The organism is Nocardia araoensis NBRC 100135, assembly GCF_000308435.1.
Lineage (GTDB): Bacteria > Actinomycetota > Actinomycetes > Mycobacteriales > Mycobacteriaceae > Nocardia > Nocardia araoensis.
The window spans coordinates 25,165-42,798 of record NZ_BAFR01000002.1 but is presented as its reverse complement, the minus strand read 5'-3'; the positions used below and the strand labels follow the sequence as shown (position 1 = coordinate 42,798).

The 17,634-nt window shown below is 67.7% G+C and carries 18 protein-coding genes and 1 pseudogene; 10 read left to right on the top strand and 9 right to left on the bottom strand.

From position 1 onward, the window contains the following. Positions 1 to 79: 79 nt before the first annotated feature. Entirely contained in the window at positions 80 to 493 is a 414-nt protein-coding gene (locus tag ON21_RS00315) for a hypothetical protein (protein ID WP_039794223.1), read from the bottom strand. A 147-nt stretch (positions 494 to 640) separates the two neighbouring features. Between ON21_RS00315 and ON21_RS00310 the strand changes: the two genes are divergently transcribed. From ON21_RS00310 to ON21_RS00290, 5 genes are all read left to right on the top strand, one after another. Further along, positions 641 to 1,408 (top strand): DUF2470 domain-containing protein, encoded by a 768-nt coding sequence (locus ON21_RS00310; protein WP_039794222.1) that lies wholly within the window; start codon positions 641 to 643, stop codon positions 1,406 to 1,408. Between the two features lie 96 nt (positions 1,409 to 1,504). Continuing rightward, positions 1,505 to 2,299: a CPBP family intramembrane glutamic endopeptidase gene (locus ON21_RS00305; protein WP_039794220.1), complete on the top strand. Its 795-nt coding sequence runs from the start codon at positions 1,505 to 1,507 to the stop codon at positions 2,297 to 2,299. 128 nt (positions 2,300 to 2,427) lie between these two features. After that, entirely contained in the window at positions 2,428 to 3,795 is a 1,368-nt protein-coding gene (locus ON21_RS00300) for an LCP family protein (RefSeq protein ID WP_063820994.1), read from the top strand. A gap of 10 nt (positions 3,796 to 3,805) precedes the next feature. Then, positions 3,806 to 4,348 carry a ferritin gene (locus tag ON21_RS00295; protein ID WP_039794219.1) on the top strand — a complete coding sequence of 181 codons (543 nt, stop codon included), beginning with the start codon at positions 3,806 to 3,808 and terminating at the stop codon, positions 4,346 to 4,348. 71 nt (positions 4,349 to 4,419) lie between these two features. Continuing rightward, entirely contained in the window at positions 4,420 to 4,968 is a 549-nt protein-coding gene (locus ON21_RS00290; protein ID WP_039794218.1) for a ferritin, read from the top strand. 219 nt (positions 4,969 to 5,187) lie between these two features. On the opposite strand, the gene ON21_RS00285 is transcribed toward ON21_RS00290, so the two are convergent. The 4 genes from ON21_RS00285 to ON21_RS00270 all read right to left on the bottom strand — a co-directional run bounded on the left by ON21_RS00285 (position 5,188) and on the right by ON21_RS00270 (position 8,534). Further along, a complete protein-coding gene (locus ON21_RS00285; protein WP_039794217.1) occupies positions 5,188 to 6,108 on the bottom strand; it encodes a DUF5926 family protein in 921 nt (306 codons plus the stop codon). Between the two features lie 238 nt (positions 6,109 to 6,346). Then, positions 6,347 to 7,114 carry a glycerophosphodiester phosphodiesterase gene (locus tag ON21_RS00280; RefSeq protein WP_039794216.1) on the bottom strand — a complete coding sequence of 256 codons (768 nt, stop codon included), beginning with the start codon at positions 7,112 to 7,114 and terminating at the stop codon, positions 6,347 to 6,349. Beyond that, positions 7,111 to 8,142: a DUF4328 domain-containing protein gene (locus ON21_RS00275; protein WP_039794214.1), complete on the bottom strand. Its 1,032-nt coding sequence runs from the start codon at positions 8,140 to 8,142 to the stop codon at positions 7,111 to 7,113. Before ON21_RS00275 ends, ON21_RS00280 begins: the two co-directional genes overlap by 4 nt. Before the next feature lie 20 nt (positions 8,143 to 8,162). Then, positions 8,163 to 8,534, bottom strand: coding sequence for a rhodanese-like domain-containing protein (locus ON21_RS00270; protein WP_039794213.1), 372 nt, complete (start codon positions 8,532 to 8,534; stop codon positions 8,163 to 8,165). A gap of 518 nt (positions 8,535 to 9,052) precedes the next feature. On the opposite strand from ON21_RS00270, the gene ON21_RS00265 reads away from it, so the two are divergent. After that, positions 9,053 to 9,664, top strand: coding sequence for a hypothetical protein (locus ON21_RS00265; RefSeq protein ID WP_039794211.1), 612 nt, complete (start codon positions 9,053 to 9,055; stop codon positions 9,662 to 9,664). A gap of 60 nt (positions 9,665 to 9,724) precedes the next feature. Here ON21_RS00265 and msrA read toward each other — a convergent pair whose 3' ends face one another. Further along, a complete protein-coding gene (msrA, locus tag ON21_RS00260) occupies positions 9,725 to 10,405 on the bottom strand; it encodes a peptide-methionine (S)-S-oxide reductase MsrA (RefSeq protein WP_039794210.1) in 681 nt (226 codons plus the stop codon). A 191-nt stretch (positions 10,406 to 10,596) separates the two neighbouring features. Here msrA and ON21_RS00255 point away from each other — a divergent pair, with 191 nt between their 5' ends. The 3 genes from ON21_RS00255 (at position 10,597) to ON21_RS00245 (ending at position 13,118) form a co-directional block, all read left to right on the top strand. After that, on the top strand, positions 10,597 to 11,220 hold the full coding sequence (locus tag ON21_RS00255) for a superoxide dismutase (protein WP_039794275.1): 624 nt from the start codon (positions 10,597 to 10,599) through the stop codon (positions 11,218 to 11,220). Between the two features lie 307 nt (positions 11,221 to 11,527). Continuing rightward, on the top strand, positions 11,528 to 12,055 hold the full coding sequence (locus ON21_RS00250; RefSeq protein WP_039794209.1) for a hypothetical protein: 528 nt from the start codon (positions 11,528 to 11,530) through the stop codon (positions 12,053 to 12,055). A gap of 286 nt (positions 12,056 to 12,341) precedes the next feature. Next, the gene (locus ON21_RS00245) at positions 12,342 to 13,118 is read left to right on the top strand and encodes a TMEM165/GDT1 family protein (RefSeq protein WP_051020112.1); all 777 of its coding nucleotides are present in this window, start codon (positions 12,342 to 12,344) and stop codon (positions 13,116 to 13,118) included. 322 nt (positions 13,119 to 13,440) lie between these two features. Here ON21_RS00245 and ON21_RS40550 read toward each other — a convergent pair. Continuing rightward, positions 13,441 to 13,656 (bottom strand): annotated as a pseudogene (locus ON21_RS40550) (TetR/AcrR family transcriptional regulator); the annotation flags it as partial. 187 nt (positions 13,657 to 13,843) lie between these two features. On the opposite strand from ON21_RS40550, the gene ON21_RS00235 reads away from it, so the two are divergent. After that, positions 13,844 to 14,611 (top strand): SDR family NAD(P)-dependent oxidoreductase, encoded by a 768-nt coding sequence (locus ON21_RS00235; protein WP_039794206.1) that lies wholly within the window; start codon positions 13,844 to 13,846, stop codon positions 14,609 to 14,611. 57 nt (positions 14,612 to 14,668) lie between these two features. Here the strand turns inward: ON21_RS00235 and ON21_RS00230 are convergent, their stop codons facing one another. Continuing rightward, entirely contained in the window at positions 14,669 to 15,487 is an 819-nt protein-coding gene (locus ON21_RS00230; RefSeq protein ID WP_039794204.1) for a class I SAM-dependent methyltransferase, read from the bottom strand. Between the two features lie 174 nt (positions 15,488 to 15,661). Beyond that, positions 15,662 to 17,620 (bottom strand): molecular chaperone HtpG, encoded by a 1,959-nt coding sequence (htpG, locus tag ON21_RS00225; protein ID WP_039794203.1) that lies wholly within the window; start codon positions 17,618 to 17,620, stop codon positions 15,662 to 15,664. Positions 17,621 to 17,634 lie beyond the last annotated feature (14 nt).

The following is a 17,634-nucleotide window of genomic DNA, read 5'->3' as shown; positions in this document are numbered from 1 at the left end:
GCGCGCTCGCTCGGCTCCCCACCAATTGCGAGGGGCCCGTCGGCCATGGGCATCTGTTCCACGGCAGCCCAGGCGGCGTTCAACCTCCGTTGAGCACCCGCAACGCGGCGTTCACCCGGTCAGCGGCCTCGGTCTCGATCGCGAGCAGAACCGATCGGACCGCCTCGACGGCCTGTGGTTTCAGTGAGGTCAGGAAGGCGATGTCCGGGTCGCGCATGGCCGTGCCGATGTCCTCGCCGCACAGGGCGGCGGCCGTCGCGGCGACGATGGCCACCGCGCGTTCCCCCGAGGAGGTGCGCGCGACGAAGCCGGTATCGGAGTGGGCCACGTGCGCGAGGAAGTCGGCGACCTCTGTGTCGGAGGCGTCCAGCTCGAGCGCCGGCGCGGCCGGGCTTGCGCCGATGTTGCGGACCAGCCCGTCGACCAGGCTGCGCCGTGGCGGCGTCGACAACGTCACCAGCACCGGTTCTGCGGATTCCGTCCCTTCCGACACGCCCTCACCGTAACAACCCGGTTCGAGCGGAATCGACCCAGTTCGCTGCGATCGCCCGGATCGGAACGCTTGCGGATCCCCGTCCAGTCACTTAGCTTAGGGTAACCTAATCACATTTCCAGCGCCGCACGCTCCACGGAGGTTTGTATGCCGCGTCCGTCCTCGACCGTCGCACCGTCCACCGCCGAGCGAGTGCGCAGCGCCTGCGCTCATGCGGAGCAAGCGGTGCTGGCCATGCCGGGCATCGATCCGACGCCCGCGTCCGTGCACCACGTACGGCAGTGCGGCGACGCCGTGATCGCGGTGCCGACGGCCTCGGTCGCCGCGATCCTGGCCGGTAACTCCGGAGAGCACGGCGCACCCGCGGTGCTGGAACTCACCGACCACGCCCCGCTGCCGCTGCGCGAGCCGGTGCGCGCATTGGTCTGGCTGCGCGGTTGGGTGCGCGCGGTGCCCACCCAGGAACAGCGCGCCCTGGCCACCGAGGTGGCCGAAGAGCATCCGCATCCGGGGCTGCTCGATATCGGTTACGGCGCCACCCTGCTGCGGCTGGTGATCAACTCAGCGGTGGTGGCCGACTCGACCGGCGCGGAATCGGTGAGCATCGACGAGCTGCGCCTGGCGCAGCCGGATCCGTTCTGCGCCATGGAATCCGCGTGGCTGCAGCACATGCGGGCCGATCACGCCGACGTCGTCGCCCAGCTGGCCAGGCACCTGCCGCCACACCTGCGGCGCGGCATCGTGCACCCGCTGGCCATCGACCGATACGGGCTCACCTTGCGGGTGGAAGGGCACGACGGCGACCACGACTTCCGCTTGCCGTTCAGCGCGCCGGCCGACGACATCGAGGGGCTCAGCCGGGCGGTACGCATGCTCGCGGGCTGCCCGTTCCTCAATGGACTGCGCCGGATCTGACTCGGCGAGACGGGTGGCGCATCGGCGACGACACACAGGCAGTTCACATGCCGACGCGCCGCGCGCCGCACCGGACGAGCCCAATAGATTCGACCCATGCGTGCGGAGTCCAGTGCCCAGTGGGACGAGGCCGAGCCGACCGATCGGGAGCGGCTGGCGATCAAACTCGAGATCGCCGTGGTGCTGCTGGTCACGTTCGGCCTCAGCGGGCTCAGCGCCGCGCTCTCACTGGTGGAGAGCGCGCTCGCGCCGGGCGGGATCGGAGGGCGGACCGTCGCGCTGAATCCGTCGCGATCCACGCAGTCCACCATCGACCTGCTGTTCCAGCTCCTGAGCGTGCTGCGGCTGCTCGGATGGGCGGCGCTGGGGCTGTATCTGCTGTGGCGCGGCGGCATCGGCCCGCGACTGATCGGGCTGGCGAACCGGCTGCGCTGGCGCACCGACGTGGTACCCGGCTTGACGCTGGCCGCGATCATCGGACTGCCGGGGCTCGGGCTGTATCTCGCGGCACACGCACTGGGTCTCAGCGTGACGATCGTCCCCGCCTCGCTCGGTGACTATTGGTGGCGGCTGCCCGCGCTCGTCCTGTCGGCCTGCGCGAACGCCTTGGCCGAAGAGGTCATCGTGGTCGCGTTCCTCCTCACCCGGCTGCGCAGGCTCGGGTGGTCGGCGAACTCGGCTCTGCTGACCTCGGCGGTGCTGCGTGGCAGCTATCACCTGTACCAAGGAATCGGCGGCGGGCTCGGAAACTTTGTGATGGGCGTCATATTCGGTCGCTATTGGCAGCGCACGAATCGGCTGTGGCCACTGATCCTCGCCCATGCGACCATCGATGCGGTCGCCTACATCGGCTATACCATTCTGCGCGGCCATGTTTCGTGGCTCCCGTGACGCAACTGTGCCCTCGGGAACGCTAACGATCCGGTGCCGCCCACGAATTACGAAGCAGCGCCGCTTCCGCGAGCGCCCGGTGTCCACATGCGGCACGTCACAACCGCCCGATAAGTAGAGTTTCAGTGATGAACGGCGACGACCCCCAGCGCAACGCGCATACGCGCCGGATGCCGCCGCCCGGCAGGCCCGGTGAACCTCCCATGCCCCGTCGCCTGCCGCCCCCGGGGTCCGGTGGTCGGCCGCCGATCGAGCCCACCCAGGTGATGCGCCGCGATGGAACTCCCGAGCGGCACGCGAACCCGCTGGCGTATTCGCAGGTCCCGCCCGAGCAGGCGCGGCGAATGCCGCCGCCTCCCCCGCCGCGTGGGCACGCGCCCACGCAGCGCCCGGTGCCGCATCACGAAGTCCCATCGCACGCGCCCACACAGCGGCCGGTCCCCCATCACGAAGGTCCGCCGCACGCGCCGCCTCGGAAGCCACGGCCGTTCCGCGAAGGCCCCCCGCCGGTCCCGCCCCGCGGAGAACGTCCGCCACGGGCTCCGCGGCCGCGCCGCAAGCGTCACCCTTTCCGCTGGTTCCTGGTCATCCTCCTGGCCCTGGTGCTCGCGGCCGTCGGCGCCGTCATCAAGTTGGACAACTCGCTCAACCGCATCCCCGCGCTGGCGAACTACGCCAAACGCGTCGGCGACACACCCGGTACGAACTGGCTGCTGGTGGGGTCCGACGGCCGCGGCGGGCTGACTCCCGAACAGGAGCAGGAGCTCGCCACCGGCGGTGAGGTAGGCCCCGAGCGCACCGACACGATCATGCTCGTGCATGTGCCCGCATCGGGTAAGACCACGCTGGTCAGCCTGCCGCGCGACTCGTACGTCAGCATCCCGGGCCAGGGCAAGGACAAACTGAACGCGGCGTTCGCCATCGGCGGCCCCGCGTTGCTGGTCCAGACCGTGGAGATCGCCACCGGCCTGCGCATCGACCACTACGCGCAGATCGGTTTCGGCGGCTTCGCCAGCGTGGTCGACACGCTCGGCGGCATCGACGTGTGCGTGCCCAAGCCGATCGACGACCCGCTCGCGGGCATCGACCTGCCCGCGGGATGCCAGCGACTGAACGGACCACAGGCGCTGGGTTTCGTCCGCAGCCGCGCGACCGCGCTCGCCGACCTGGACCGGATGAACAACCAGCGGATCTTCATGGCCGCCCTGCTGAAGAAGGCGACCAGCGGCGCCACGCTGGCCAACCCGTTCAAGCTCTGGCCGCTGGCCACCGACACCGCCAAGTCGCTGAAGGTCGACAACGGCGACCATATCTGGAACCTCGGCGGGCTGGGCTGGGCGCTGCGGGGCGACACCGTCGCCACGGCGGTTCCGGTCGGCGGATTCGAAGACACCGACAGCGGCAACGTGCTGCTGTGGGACAAGGACAAAGCGAGCCGGTTCTTCGACGCGCTGGCCCAGGACCGTCCGATCCCGGAGGATCTGCTGACGCGGTAGCGTCGATGCCATGCCGGACATCGACGAGTCCTTCCCTGACTTGCTGCGCACGCAGATCCGTCACGGATTCACCACTGCCCAGCAGTATCTCGCGGCCGCCGTGTACTTCGACGCGCGCAGACTGCCGCAGTTGGCCGGACACGCCTACGCCCGGTCACGCGAGCACTACGGCAATGCGCTGCGCATGGTGCAGTATCTGCTGGACCGGGATCTCCCGGTGCAGATCGGCGGCTTGGACGGGATCGACTCCGCCTTCGAAAGTCCGCGCGGCGCAGTCGCTTTGCTGCTGAAGATCGAGCAGATCGGCAGCAGCCGGATCAGTGATCTGGCGCGAGCGGCCCGCGCCTCCGGCGACTATCTCGGCGAACGTTTCATCCAATGGTTCCTCGCCGAACAGGTGCAGAACGTCGCCGGGATGAGCACGTTGCTCGCCGTGGTGGACCGTGCCGATGGGCAGTTGTTCGACGTCGAGGAGTTCGTCGCGAGGGAGATGCGGTCGCGACCGCGCACCGATATCCCGGCGCCGAAAATGGCTGGCGCGGCGAAGAATTAATTAGGCAACACTAGCCTCAATAAGGCTGTACTTGGATGACACGGAACTTGACCAGCGCTAATCTCGATGCCATGTCAAGCCATCCGGAATCACCCCGCAGCAAATTTCACAGCCTGTTGCACGATCAGATCCGGCACGAATTCAATGCCGAGCATCAGTACATCGCGATTGCGGTGTGGTTCGACAATGCCGATCTCCCGCAGCTGGCCAAGCGGTTCTACAAGCAGGCCGTCGAAGAGCGCAACCATGCGATGATGATCGTGAAGTATTTCCTGGACCGGGATATCAGTGTCGAGATTTCCGGCGTCGACGCCGCGAAATCGCGGTTCGAGAATGCCAGGGAGCCGATCGCGCTCGCGCTGACCCAGGAGAAGACGGTCACCGAGCAGATCATCCAGCTGGCGAGCACGGCCCGGGAAGAGGGCGACTACCTGGGCGAACAGTTCATGCAGTGGTTCTTGAAGGAACAGGTCGAGGAAGTCGCGAACATGACCACCCTGCTCACCATTGCCGATCGCGCCGGGTCGAACCTGTTCGACCTGGAAGAATTCGTCGCCCGGGAAATGAGCGGCCCGAGCGACGCCTCCGGCGCGCCTTCGGCGGCGGGCGGCTCCGTCTGACGGACAGTTCGCCGAATAGGTGAACAGGCCCGGTTCCTTATCAGGAACCGGGCCTGTCGCTGTTCAGCTTCTATTGATCGGTGAGACGGAATGTCGGCGTATGCGACGGTTTCACTACATTTCGCAGTAGTTCGGTGAGTCTCACCTATCTTTCGAGCGGAGCGGTGGCAATCGGAAACGCCGACGACCACAAAACAGATTCTCGCGATATCCGCCTGCTCAGCGCAAGGTGACCTGACGCGAACGCAGACCGTCGCGGGAGCGCCGCTCGTCGGAGGTCAACGGGGCGTCGACGGCCAGCGCCTCGGACAGACGAGCGCCGAATTCCGCTGCGGGCTTCACCCATTCATCGGGGTGGCGCCCACGGTCCAGGTCGAAGACCGGGACCAGCACACCGTGCGTACGGAACGATCCCGCGAATCGGGAACCCTCGCCGAGGTGCAGACCGCCCGAGGCGTGCACACGGGCCAGCGCCAGCATGAGCGCGTCCTCGTCCTCTGGCCGCACCCAGCGGATGTGCGCCTTCTCGCCCGCGTCCACCCACCAGGCCGCGCCGATCGCGTCGGCGTCCAGTTCGAGCCGCGCCGAGGGCATGATCGCCTGCTTGGCCTGCTCGATGGTGGCGGCGACCTGCGGGTCGGGCTCGACCCCCGCGGGCACCCACCAATCGAAGTCCTGGTGCACGGTCAAGTCCAGGCTCGCGGCGGGATCGATGACATCCGCCAGCCGCGGGCCGCCCGCGACGCTTTCCACGGAGGTCAGCGAGTCACCGGGCTCGGCGGACTGGGTCCACAGGATCGCCGCGGCCAGATCGGCGGCCGGATCCGCGCCCTGGAATTGCACCTGTGCGCCGACGTACCCGCTCGGCTCGTCACCGGCGCGCACCAACGCGGCCACCGCGCCGGGCAGCACCGTGGCGAGCACGACCGGCCGCTCCGCCGCGACCTGGGCCGACAGTGTCAACCGGGCGGTGGCCGACGGAACGAATTCGCGCAGCGCGACCAGATCGCACTCCGCGGCCAGGCCCTCGAACGGACGCGCGGCGGCCTGTGCCGCCTGCTCCTGCGCCGCCCGCCGCTCGGCGAGACGCTGGGCCCGGTTCCCGCCGGGCTTCGGACTGTTGCGCTTGCTCTTACCCACGAGGGGTCAACCTACCGTGTTTTCTGGCTGTGTTGAATTGCCGCGACCTGCGTCGCGGCGTGTTCGCGGATGTGACCGCCATGCGAATCCGCAGCCACACGCTCGCCCGGCCGCGATCTGATCGCACGTCGGTACCGCCTTCGGCGCACAGGCCGGAGCACACCGCGCATCTCGAGGCTTCCTTCGGCGCGGCGGAGGCCCCATGGGCTCTTTGCGGCAGCCCCCCGGCGGAGCCCGCTCAGGCGGCGGGGAGCAGGGACTTGGTGCGACCGGGGTGGTTGGTGGCGATCCAGCTGACGCCGAGGTCGGCGCACAGTTGGACGTCTTCGGGATCGTCGACGGTCCAGCAGTAGGTGGCGCGGCCCGCGGCGGCGGCCTTGTCGACCAGGTCGGGGTGCTCGCGGAGGGTTTTCACCGAGGGGCCGACAGCGGTGGCGCCGACGGTCGTGGCCGCGGATCCGCCCAGATAACGGGACGATTCGCCGAGCAGGACGGTGGGCAGCAGCGGGGCGGCGCGGCGGATGCGCCACACCGCGGTGGCCGCGAACGACATCACGACCGCGCGGGAATGATCGGCCGAGGCGGGGGTGGCGATGCCGAAGCGCTGAAGCTCGGCGAGCAGCTTGTTCTCCACCAGCGCGCCGTAGCGGACCGGGTGCTTGGTCTCGATGAACAGCTTGGTCGGCCTGCTGCGCCAGTCCAGCACCAGGCCGATCAGCTCGCTCAGGGTCAGCACCGAGGCCGGGGCGCCGTCGGAGCCGAAATCCAGCGCCCGCAGCTCATCCAACGTCATCTCGCTGACCAGACCGCTGCCCGAGGAGGTCCGGTCGACGGTGCGGTCGTGCACGCACACCAGATGCCCGTCCCTGGTCAGCCGGACATCGCACTCGACACCGTCGGCGCCCTCTTGGAGCGCCAGCTCGTAGGCGGCGAGCGTGTGCTCGGGGCGCGCCGCCGATGCGCCTCGATGCGCGACGACGAACGGCGCGCGACTGCCCTGGCTCACTTGGCCATAACCTCCTCCTGCTCACGGTCCTGAGCACCGTTGTTCTCGTGGGCGTCGGCACGGGCCGGTCCCCGTCCGCCCGGATGTACCGGTTCGATCACCGGCACGGCGGGATCGACCGCGATCAGCCAGCGGCGCGCGGTGCGGCCGCGTCCGAGCAGATCGTGCCCCTCGATCGTGCGCAGCACCCAGAGGGTCAGCACCGCGACCGCGGCGGCGACCGCGTCGGTGAACGCGGTGAACAGCACTCCGTCGGCCTCGGCCTGCAACGAATCCGCGGTCCGCCACAGTAGCGCGGCCACCGCGACGAGGCCGCCGAAGACCCACGCGGCCCACCAGATCCGGACCGCCCGTCCGGCCCTGGGATCGCCCTGCAACGCCGCCACTTCACTCAGGAAAACTCCCGGCCACAGCAGGTTGACCACCGGAACCAGGCAACCGAACGCGAGCGCTCGCGGCGAGCGCGGGTCACGCCTGCCCGTGGCGGCGTAAGCCGAGCGCCTGATCTCGACCAGCCTTCCCACCGTGGCCACGGCGGCCAGCAGCGCGAACGCGAGCGCGAGCACGCCGGCGCCGATCACGAACGCGTCGGACGCGTAGAGCACGGCGGGGTGGATGAGGCGCGTCCGGTTGCGCAGCAGGACCGCATAGCGAGCCAGTTCCGCGACGGACGCGAGTCCGAAGACGACCGCGGTGGCGACGAGCAGCCTGACCACCGAGTCGGTCAGCCTGCCGAACGGACGGCGCACCGCACCGCCCGCCTGCGGTGGCAGGTCGATCAGACCCCAGCGTGGGATCTGTGTGTACCGAGGCGTGCGGCTCGGCGGGCCAGGCCGGACGGATGACTGGGCTCGCCTACGGTGGTCCGGTTTGCGCGCCACCCACCGATAGTTGCGACGGTCGGCGGGCGCGTCGATCGGCCCCGGCGAGAGGAGTACGCCACGGCAGCGCGGGCACCAGTGCATCGGCGCGCCTTGCACGGCCCAGCGCGCACCGCAGCGCGCACAAGGTTGCACCACAGTACTCACCCGCGCACCTCGTTCTTTCGTCAGTAGATCTTCGCCTCGTGGTCGCCGTCCGCGACCAGCGGGCGGCCGGCCTGCTGCCATGCCACCATGCCCCCGCGGACCTGGATGGCCTCGTAGCCGATGTGCGTGAGATATTCGACCACCTGAAGGGACCTGCCGCCCTGCCTGCAGATGACGTAGAGATCCGCGTCGTACTCCAGTTCATCGATCCGGGCGGGAACGTCGACCATCGGGATGTGTATCGCACCCGGGGCGTGTCCGAGCCGCCACTCGTCGGCCTCACGGACGTCGAGCAGGATGGATCGCGGCGTGTCGGCCGACGCGGGCGCGCTGCCGTCGAATTCGGCAGGCACGTCCTCCACCGTGACCGACGGAACGTGGGGGCTCGTCACAGATTCGATCCTGCCATGCGTGGCGGACCGCCGTGCAGTTCCATGCCAGGGGAGCGACCTCGACAGCGAGCCGCGACTTCGGGTATGTTCTCCCCTCCGGAACTCGACCGCGCACCCGCCCGATGCTGGTTGTGCATAACTCGGGCAAAGTTATCCACATAATCCACAGCTCGATCCACAAGTCCCAGCTGTCGATGGTGTTTCGCCGGATTCGCCCAGCTTTATAGCAACTGATCAGCTACCAAATAGGGGCCGTTACGGACCTCCGGTTCGGACTCGGCCAGCTGAACCTGATCAACGTGCGGATTCAGCCCCTAACGGTCGAGCGATGCGAATGGCCGATCCGGGACTCCCCTCCATACCAATCCCGGAGCGGCCATTCGTCGCCGACATCGGAACCCGCGGCCGATGGGTTCCGACAACTACTTGGACGGGGCCGAGTCCCATTCGGTTCCATCGAATCCAGAACGCCGCCGAAATCCCGCGATCCTGCGGAAACGATCGGTAGCCTTGGCCCCATGAACGTGAGCAGGGGGCTACGCCACGGAATGGACATCGCAGGGCTCAACGTCGCTTTGTCCGAGGCCACGTGCCTCGGCCTCGCGATCGACAAGGCCGCCGGGGAACTTCGACTCGACCTCGAGGTGCTGACCCTCCCGGAACACGGGACGGCGGCGGATGACCACCAAGTGCAGGTGACCTTCACCGGCGTGAGCCGGGTCGCCGCGTCACTGCGCACCCAACACTGGGACGATCTGGAACCCAGAGTGCTGCCGCTGCGATTGGACGGCCTGGACGAGGCGATCCGGAGTTTCGGCGGCGGGCGGCTGCACGGATGGGAGTTCATCGATCTCGACGACAGCAGCTGGGCGCTGTGGAGCGAGCTGCTCAGCTTCGACACACGCATCAGCGATCAGGAATCCGCGCACGTTCTGGAGTTCTCCCAAGAGGAGGGCATCGATCCGCGGGAACTGGACGTCCGGGTGTGGTTCGACGACCTCACCGTGCACGACGCGCGGGGCAAGCAGATCCCGCTGGCGGACTTCGTCGCGGGCGGCGCGCGGTGGTGGCGAGCGCACGACGCGGGTGACCCACGGGCCAGTCGTCCGGGTATCGCTCCGCCGCTCTGATCGCCGAATTGTCCGACCGAACCGCACATTCACGTGACCGGATGTGCGGTCCGTCGGCGCTCAGGCGCCCGTACCCGCCGGGCAACTCACTCCGGTGGCGTGCACGGGGCAGTATCCGCCGGGGTTCTTCGCCAGGTACTGCTGGTGATAGCCCTCGGCATAGTAGAAGGCCGCCAGTCCGGGCAGCGGCGCGATCTCCGTGGTGATCTGCCCGTATCCCGCCGCGGCGAGCCGCTTGCCGTAGGCATCGGCCGTCGAGCGGACGAGATCGGCCTGCTCGGCGCCGAAGGTGAAGACGGCCGAACGGTATTGGGTGCCGCGGTCGTTGCCCTGCCGCATGCCTTGGGTGGGATCGTGGTTCTCCCAGAACTGTGTGAGGATGCCCGCGTAGTCGATCACCGCGGGATCGAACACGACGAGCACCGCTTCCGCGTGACCCGTCCGCCCGCTGCAAACCTCTTCGTAGGTGGGATTCGGCGTGTACCCGCCGACGTAGCCGACCGCTGTGGTGTAGACGCCGTCGAGTTCCCAGAAGCCCTTTTCCGCTCCCCAGAAACAGCCCATCGCGACGACCGCGAGCTGGAGTCCATCGGGAAACGGCGGGCGGATCGGATGACCGTTGACGTAGTGGGTATCCGGCACGTCGAGCGGTTCCGCCCGGCCGGGCAGGGCATGCTCGGGAACGACCATGACGGGTTCGGGGAGGCTCAGACGCCCCACTAGTTCGTCGTACCACGACATGGTTCGATGCTACGCGTGCGTTTCCAGTGGGGCCGATGTGCGTGATGTGACGGTGCGCGACCCGCCGGCTGTGAGCGGCGTCACCGGAATGCGCGGGCGTGGGCCCGAGTTGGAATCGACCGGGTGTACGAATGATGGTTGGCTGTGTCCGGAACAACGGGCACAACCAGCCCGACATAGGAAGGGACATCGTGGCTGAGTACACGCTGCCAGATCTGGATTACGACTACAGCGCCCTGGAGCCCCACATCTCCGGGCAGATCAACGAGCTTCATCATTCCAAGCACCACGCCGCTTACGTCGCCGGTGCGAACACCGCACTGGAGAAGCTGGAAGCCGCTCGCGAGTCGGGCGATCACAGCGCCATCTTCCTGCACGAGAAGAACCTCGCGTTCCACCTGGGTGGGCACGTCAACCACTCCATCTGGTGGAAGAACCTTTCCCCCAACGGCGGTGACAAGCCGGTCGGCGAGCTGGCCGCGGCCATCGACGACCAGTTCGGTTCGTTCGACAAGTTCCGCGCGCAGTTCACCGCCGCGGCCAACGGCCTGCAGGGCTCCGGCTGGGCGGTGCTCGGCTTCGACACCCTCGGCCAGAAGCTGCTGACCTTCCAGCTCTACGACCAGCAGGCCAACGTCCCGCTCGGCATCATCCCGCTGCTGCAGGTCGACATGTGGGAGCACGCCTTCTACCTGCAGTACAAGAACGTCAAGGCGGACTACGTCACCGCGTTCTGGAACGTCGTCAACTGGGCCGACGTGCAGGAGCGCTTCGCCAAGGCGACCTCGCAGGCCAAGGGCCTGATCTTCGGCTGAGCCTGCTCCACACACGGAACCGGGCCCGTGAATCCGGCCGCCACGCGCGGCCGGATTCACGGGCCTGTTCTGTTTCCAGCGTCGCGGGCATGTTGCCGAGAACGACGCCCGGACGTCGCGGATCCGGACTCGGTGAGGTGGGGCCCGATCCGCCGCGTGCGCAGCCCGATTGCCTGACGACCCGCGCCCGGACGTCCGATTAGCACTCTTTGGTACTTGTGTGCCAGGTGACAACTGGTTCATATTCGGGAATCCAGATCAAATAACACGGGCAAGGTCGCCCCCGGTTCCACAACGGGAGGCAGGAATGCGCACGAACGAACCGATCGGCATCACGCCGTTCCATTCGCGCGGATCGCTGCGTGGCTTCGTCATCTCCGGCAGGTGGCCGGAGACCACCAAGGAGTGGGCTCAGGTGCTGGTCCTCGCGGTGCGCGTGGCCACACTGCCCGGACTGCTGACGACCTCGACGGTCTTCGGAGTCCGCGAGGATCTACCCGACGATCCTGCCCCTGGCACGGTCGGCTTGGTGCTTGCCGAAGGTCCGGTGCTGGGCGAGGAAGCCGTGGAACCCGGCCATTTCGCCGAGCATGTCCCACCGGCCCTGCTGATGTTGCATCCTCCGTCGGAAACCCGCCCCACGCTGCCCGAATGCACGGGTGCCGCCTCCGGCTGCGTCTTGTTGCCAGGCGTGCCCCATCTGGGCCTGGAGCACCGTGCCGCGTGGGTGGAGGCGGAGTCGGACGGAACGGTGACGTCGCTGGTCAGCAGGGTCGGACTGGATCCGATCAGCGATCCCGACACGGCGGTTCTGGCTATGCTGCTGGCCGCGTGAGGGTAACCGAAACTCGCCACGCGGATCGCCAAACTTATTGTGCGCATTGCGATTTCGATGACAACGGGTTGGCGGGAGCAGGAGGGGGCGGGTAGAGTCGCAGGCAGCGAAGGGGAGTAGCCCCCAATCGCACAGTCGACATACTGACCCGCTCGGTCCGGGTCCGGCTGTGTGAACCGGCTTCCGGCCGGTGGGCGAGACCTTCGGCCTGGACAACCATTTCGTTGTCGGCCGGAGCGTCCCCGTATCTCCGGTCGGCAGGCCGGAGACCTGGGAGCCGCCACACATGATCGCCACCGCATTGCTGACCATCGGCGTAGTCTTTCTCGCCGAGCTCGGTGACAAGTCCCAGCTGATGGCGCTGACATTCGCGCTGCGCTATCGCTGGTGGGTGGTCCTCGGCGGCATCGCGACCGCCTCCGCGGCGGTGCACCTGATCTCGGTCGGCATCGGCTATTTCCTCGGCGCGGCACTGCCGACCACAGCGATCGCGCTGATCGCCGCCATCACCTTCCTGGCCGTCGGCCTGTGGACCCTACGCGAGCACTTCGGCACCGGCGAGGAAGAACCGGAACCGAAGGCGCCGAAGGCGGGCGGCGCGCCGTTCTTCGTGGTGCTGTCCGCGTTCCTGCTCGCCGAGCTGGGCGATCGCACCATGTTCGCGACCGCCGCCCTGGCCACCGACTACGACTGGGTCGGCGTCTGGCTGGGCTCGACCATCGGCATGGTCGCCGCCGACGCGCTGGCCATCGCGGCGGGCATCCTGGTCGGCAAGCACCTGCCCGAGCACGCGATCGGTATCGGCTCGGGACTGCTGTTCCTCTACTTCGGCGCGGCGACCCTGCTGGGTGCGACCGCACCGGGGCTCGGCGGCGTCGCCGTCGCCGGTCTGGCGGCGCTCGCTCCCGCGCTGGCCGGTGCGGCGCTGCTGCTCAAGCGGATGACTCGCCGCTCGAGCCCAGCGCAGCCCCATACAGGTGGCCACCCCGGCGCAACAGATCCAGCAGCGGTTCCCGCAGCGCCAGCAGACCTCCCGAGTCCCCAGCCGCGATCCGCGCGGTGACCATCGAGCCGACCGACGCGGCCAGGGCCTGACAGGCGAAACGCTGCTGTTCGGTCCGCGCGTCGAGCACGGCCGCGATCAACTCGACGAACCGCTCTTGCAGTTGGGCCCTGCGCGCGATGGCGGCCGACCCCACCGCGAAGACCTCGACCAGGAACAGCCGCGCGCTGGCCGGATCATCCACCAGATACTGGAGATAAGCGCGCAGGATCCGGTCCATTCGAGCCACCGCGTCCGTGTCGGCCGCCGCGTCTTCCGTCTCGGTGGCCTCGGCGATCCGGTCGAGCAGTAACTGCACCGCACGTTGATAGGCCGCCTCGAAACAGTCTTCTTTGGACCGGAACTGCTCGTAGAACGTCTCTCGCGACACGCAAGCCCGTTTGAGGATCGCCGCGACCGACGTTCCGATGTAACCGTTCTCGGCCATGGCCTCCGCCGTCGCGACGAGGATCCGCTCGCGCTGCGAGGCGATCACCTGCTCCCGTGGCAGGCCGTGCCTGCCGCGAGGCAGACGTGCGCTGATGGCCGATTCGGTCATGCGGTGACTCCGGTGTTCGGTCGAGCTGACTGGGCGGTTCCATTCTGCGCGGTCGGTTCCGCCGACCCGCCGGAAAGGGCCCGCGCCGGGAACGAGTCGCGGGAGCCGTGCAGGGCCACGCGCCGCCTACCGGTTAGGGTGCAAATTGACGAAGGGCCAACTGGCTGTCACAAACGAGAGGACCATCGTGGAGATTTCGGGTTCCGCCGCCATTGTCACCGGAGGCGCATCGGGCCTCGGCGCCGCCACCGCCAAGCGTCTCGCCGAACTCGGCGCCACCGTCTTCGGGCTGGACGTACCGCAGTCGATCGAGCGCGCCGGCGACAACGTGCCCGCCGGGGTCACCCTCATTCCCGCCGATGTCACCAGCAACGACGAGGTCAGCGCGGCCGTCGCGCAGGTCGTCGAGTCCGGCGCTCCGCTGCGCATCGTGGTCAACTGCGCCGGTGTCGGATGGGCGGGCCGCATCCTGTCCAAGAACGGCCCGCACGACCTGGAGCTGTTCCGCACGGTCATCACGGTCAATCTGCTCGGCACCTTCAACGTCATGCGGCTGGCCGCCGACGCGATCGCCAAGACCGACGCCGTGGACGAGTACGGCCAGCGCGGCGTCATCATCAACACCGCTTCGGTCGCCGCGTTCGAGGGGCAGATCGGTCAGATCGCCTACTCGGCGTCCAAGGGCGGCGTGCACGGCATGACGGTTCCGGCCGCGCGTGATCTGGCCCAGTTCGGCATCCGGGTGAACACCATCGCCCCCGGCATCATCGACACTCCGATGCTGGCCGGCGTCACCGAGGAGTACCGCAAGGGCCTCGAGGCGGGCGTGCCCTTCCCGTCCCGCCTGGGCCGTCCGGACGAGTACGCGCAGCTGACGCAGTACATCGTCGAGCACGACTACCTGAACGGCGAGACCATCCGCATGGACGGCGCGCTGCGCATGGCGCCGCGGTAATTCGCTTCGCGGTCCCGGCAGCGCGTGGCCCTTCAAAGGAAGGGTCACGCGCTGTTCTCATTCCCGCGGTTTGTGGCCGATGCCGAGATAGGCCGTGGTGGACAACGGGCAGTGCGGCCGGTACTTCTCGGCGAGAAACGCCTTCATGACGGCGGCGCGCCCAGCCCAGACCTCCGCGCTCACGCTGTGGCGCATGAGCTCCAAGGGGGCGCTGCTGCGCACCATGGTCTCCCACATCTCTTCGGGGCTGCCGAAGGTCAGCGCGATCGAATGCCGCTGGATGGATACCGCTTCGAAGCCCGCGCCGCGCATCTCCGATTCGAAGACCTCCGGGTTCTCCAGGCTCAGGAAGTTCGGTTGTGGCTCCTGGATGTCCGGGTCGGCCGCGGTCAGAGCGCCGAACATCATCCGCATCAGCGGCGAGTCCGCGATCGGCGCCCAGCTCGATACCACCGCCGTACCGCCCGGCCGCAACACCCGGAACAACTCGGCGAACCCACGGGCGCGGTCCGGGAAGAACATCAGTCCGAACATGGAGAACCCGGCGTCGAATCGGTCGGATTCGTACGGCAGGTCCTGTCCATCACCCACTTGCGCCCGGATATTCGTCAGTCCGGCGGCGGCGGCGTTCTTCGCCAGGCGCGCGATCATCGACTCCGCGAAATCGATGGCGTCGACCTGCGCCACCTGACCCGCGGCCAGCAGGCTGAGCGTGCCCGGCCCCGCCGCGACGTCCACGATTCGCGATTCCGCCGAGAGCGAGGCGAACTCGAGCGCCCGCGCCGAGAACGGTTGCATGATCGCGGGTGCGAACTCGTCATATCCGTCGGCGACCAGTTCCCACGGCTCGGCGACGGCAAGCGGGTTTGCGGACATGTTGTGACGATCCTTTCAGGCATCCACATCTAACCGCGCCACCCGGGGGCGAACTCCCCAGTCCTGCGAATATGCCATCCCGCCTGTCACCGTAACCGGGAAATGGCCGAAACACCGCCGACCACACCGGCCGCGACCGGAGGACATCGGCTGGTCCTCCGGTCGCGGGCGGTCTCACAAGGTGCGAGTGAGCCGATCGGTGAGGATGTGGGCGAAGTGCGCCGGATCCTTGAGTTCACCGCCCTCGGCGAGGACCGCCGTGCCGAACAGCAGTTCGGCGGTTTCCGACAGCTCGGTCGCCGTGCCGGCGTCGGCCTCCTCCCGCTTCGCCGCGTACGCGTCGCGCAGGCCGGTGACCAGCGGGTGGGTCGGGTTGAGCTCCAGAATGCGCTTGCTCTCCGGCAGCGCCTGGCCCGAGGCGCGGTACATCCGCTCCAGCATCGGCGTGAAGTCGAACACGTCACCGACCAGGCAAGCGGGCGAGGTGGTGAGCCGGTTGGTCAGACGCACCTCCTTGACGTTCTGCTCCAGCGTCTTGCCCAGCCACGTCAGCACATCGGCGAAGTCCTTGTCCTGCTGCTCGCGCAGCGCCTCGGAGGCCTTCTTCTCCTCCTCGGTCTCCAAGTCGACCTCGCCCTTGGCGATGGACTGGAACGCCTTGCCGTCGAATTCCGGTACGGAGCCGACCCACATCTCGTCGACCGGGTCGGTCAGGATCAGCACCTCGCGGCCCTTGGCCTTGAACGCCTCCAGATGCGGGGAGCTCTCCACCTGCTGACGGGTCTCGCCGGTCATGTAGTAGATGGTGTCCTGCCCCTCTGGCATCCGCTCCACGTACTGGGCCAGCGTGGTCAGCTCGGTCTCGGAGTGCGTCGAGGCGAACGAGGAAACCTGGAGGATGGTGTCGCGGTTGTCGAAGTCCGAGAGCAGCCCCTCCTTCAGGACGCGGCCGAACTCCTTCCAGAAGGTCTGGTAGTTGGTCTGGTCCTCGGCGCCCTGCAGATCCTTGACCGTGGACAGCACCTTCTTCACCAGACGCTTGCGGATCATCTGGATCTGCCGGTCCTGCTGCAGGATCTCCCGGGAGACGTTGAGCGACAGGTCCTGCGCGTCCACCACACCCTTGACGAAGCGCAGGTACTCCGGCATCAGCTCTTCGCAGTTGTCCATGATGAACACCCGCTTGACGTAGAGCTGGACACCGCGCTTGTGGTCGCGGGTGAACAGGTCGAACGGGGCGTGCGACGGGATGAACAGCAGCGCTTGGTATTCGAAAGTGCCCTCGGCCTTCAGCGGGATGATCTCCAGCGGATCGTCCCAGCCGTGGCTGACGTGCCGGTAGAACTCCTTGTACTCCTCGTCGGAGACCTCGCTCTTTGGGCGCGTCCACAGCGCCTTCATGGAGTTGAGCGTCTGGTCCTCGAGGATGGTTTTCTCCTCGGCGTCCTCGCCTTCGCCCTCGGTGACGGTGCGTTCCACCTGCATGCGGATCGGCCAGGAGATGAAGTCGGAGTACTTCTTGACGATCTCCCGCAGCTTCCACTCCTGGGTGTAGTCGAAGAGGTGATCCTCCTCGTCCACCGGCTTGAGATGGAGGGCGACCGACGTGCCCTGCGGGGCCTCGTCGAGTTCGGAGATCGTGTAGGTGGAGCTGCCCGCACTCGACTCCCACCGGGTGGCGGTGGTCTCGCCCGCGCGGCGGGTGGTGAGGGTGACCTTGTCGGCCACCATGAAGGTCGAGTAGAAACCGATGCCGAACTGGCCGATCAGCTCCTCGGCGGCGGCCTCGGACTTGGCCTCGTTCAGCTTCTTGCGCAACTCCGCGGTACCGGACTTGGCGAGGGTGCCGATCAGATCGACGACCTCGGCGCGCGACATGCCGATGCCGTTGTCCCGGACGGTCAGGATCCGGTTGTCCTTGTCGACCTCCAGCTCGATATGCAGGTCGGAGGTGTCGACGTGCAGATCCTTGTCTCGGAAGGACTCCAGCCGCAGCTTGTCCAGCGCGTCGGAGGAATTCGAGATCAGCTCCCGCAGGAAGGTGTCCTTGTTGGAGTAGACGGAATGGATCATCAGCTCGAGCAGCTGATGGGTCTCTGCCTGGAACTCGAGTTTTTCGACGTGCTCTGTCACGTCGCGATGGTACC

Coding starts and splice junctions, on each gene's coding strand:
- ON21_RS00310 (WP_039794222.1), top strand. CDS start 641: ATGCCGCGTCCGTCCTCGACCGTCGCACCGTCCACCGCCGAGCGAGTG.
- ON21_RS00305 (WP_039794220.1), top strand. CDS start 1,505: ATGCGTGCGGAGTCCAGTGCCCAGTGGGACGAGGCCGAGCCGACCGAT.
- ON21_RS00300 (WP_063820994.1), top strand. CDS start 2,428: ATGAACGGCGACGACCCCCAGCGCAACGCGCATACGCGCCGGATGCCG.
- ON21_RS00295 (WP_039794219.1), top strand. CDS start 3,806: ATGCCGGACATCGACGAGTCCTTCCCTGACTTGCTGCGCACGCAGATC.
- ON21_RS00290 (WP_039794218.1), top strand. CDS start 4,420: ATGTCAAGCCATCCGGAATCACCCCGCAGCAAATTTCACAGCCTGTTG.
- ON21_RS00265 (WP_039794211.1), top strand. CDS start 9,053: ATGAACGTGAGCAGGGGGCTACGCCACGGAATGGACATCGCAGGGCTC.
- msrA (WP_039794210.1), bottom strand. CDS start 10,405: ATGTCGTGGTACGACGAACTAGTGGGGCGTCTGAGCCTCCCCGAACCC.
- ON21_RS00250 (WP_039794209.1), top strand. CDS start 11,528: ATGCGCACGAACGAACCGATCGGCATCACGCCGTTCCATTCGCGCGGA.
- ON21_RS00245 (WP_051020112.1), top strand. CDS start 12,342: ATGATCGCCACCGCATTGCTGACCATCGGCGTAGTCTTTCTCGCCGAG.
- ON21_RS00230 (WP_039794204.1), bottom strand. CDS start 15,487: ATGTCCGCAAACCCGCTTGCCGTCGCCGAGCCGTGGGAACTGGTCGCC.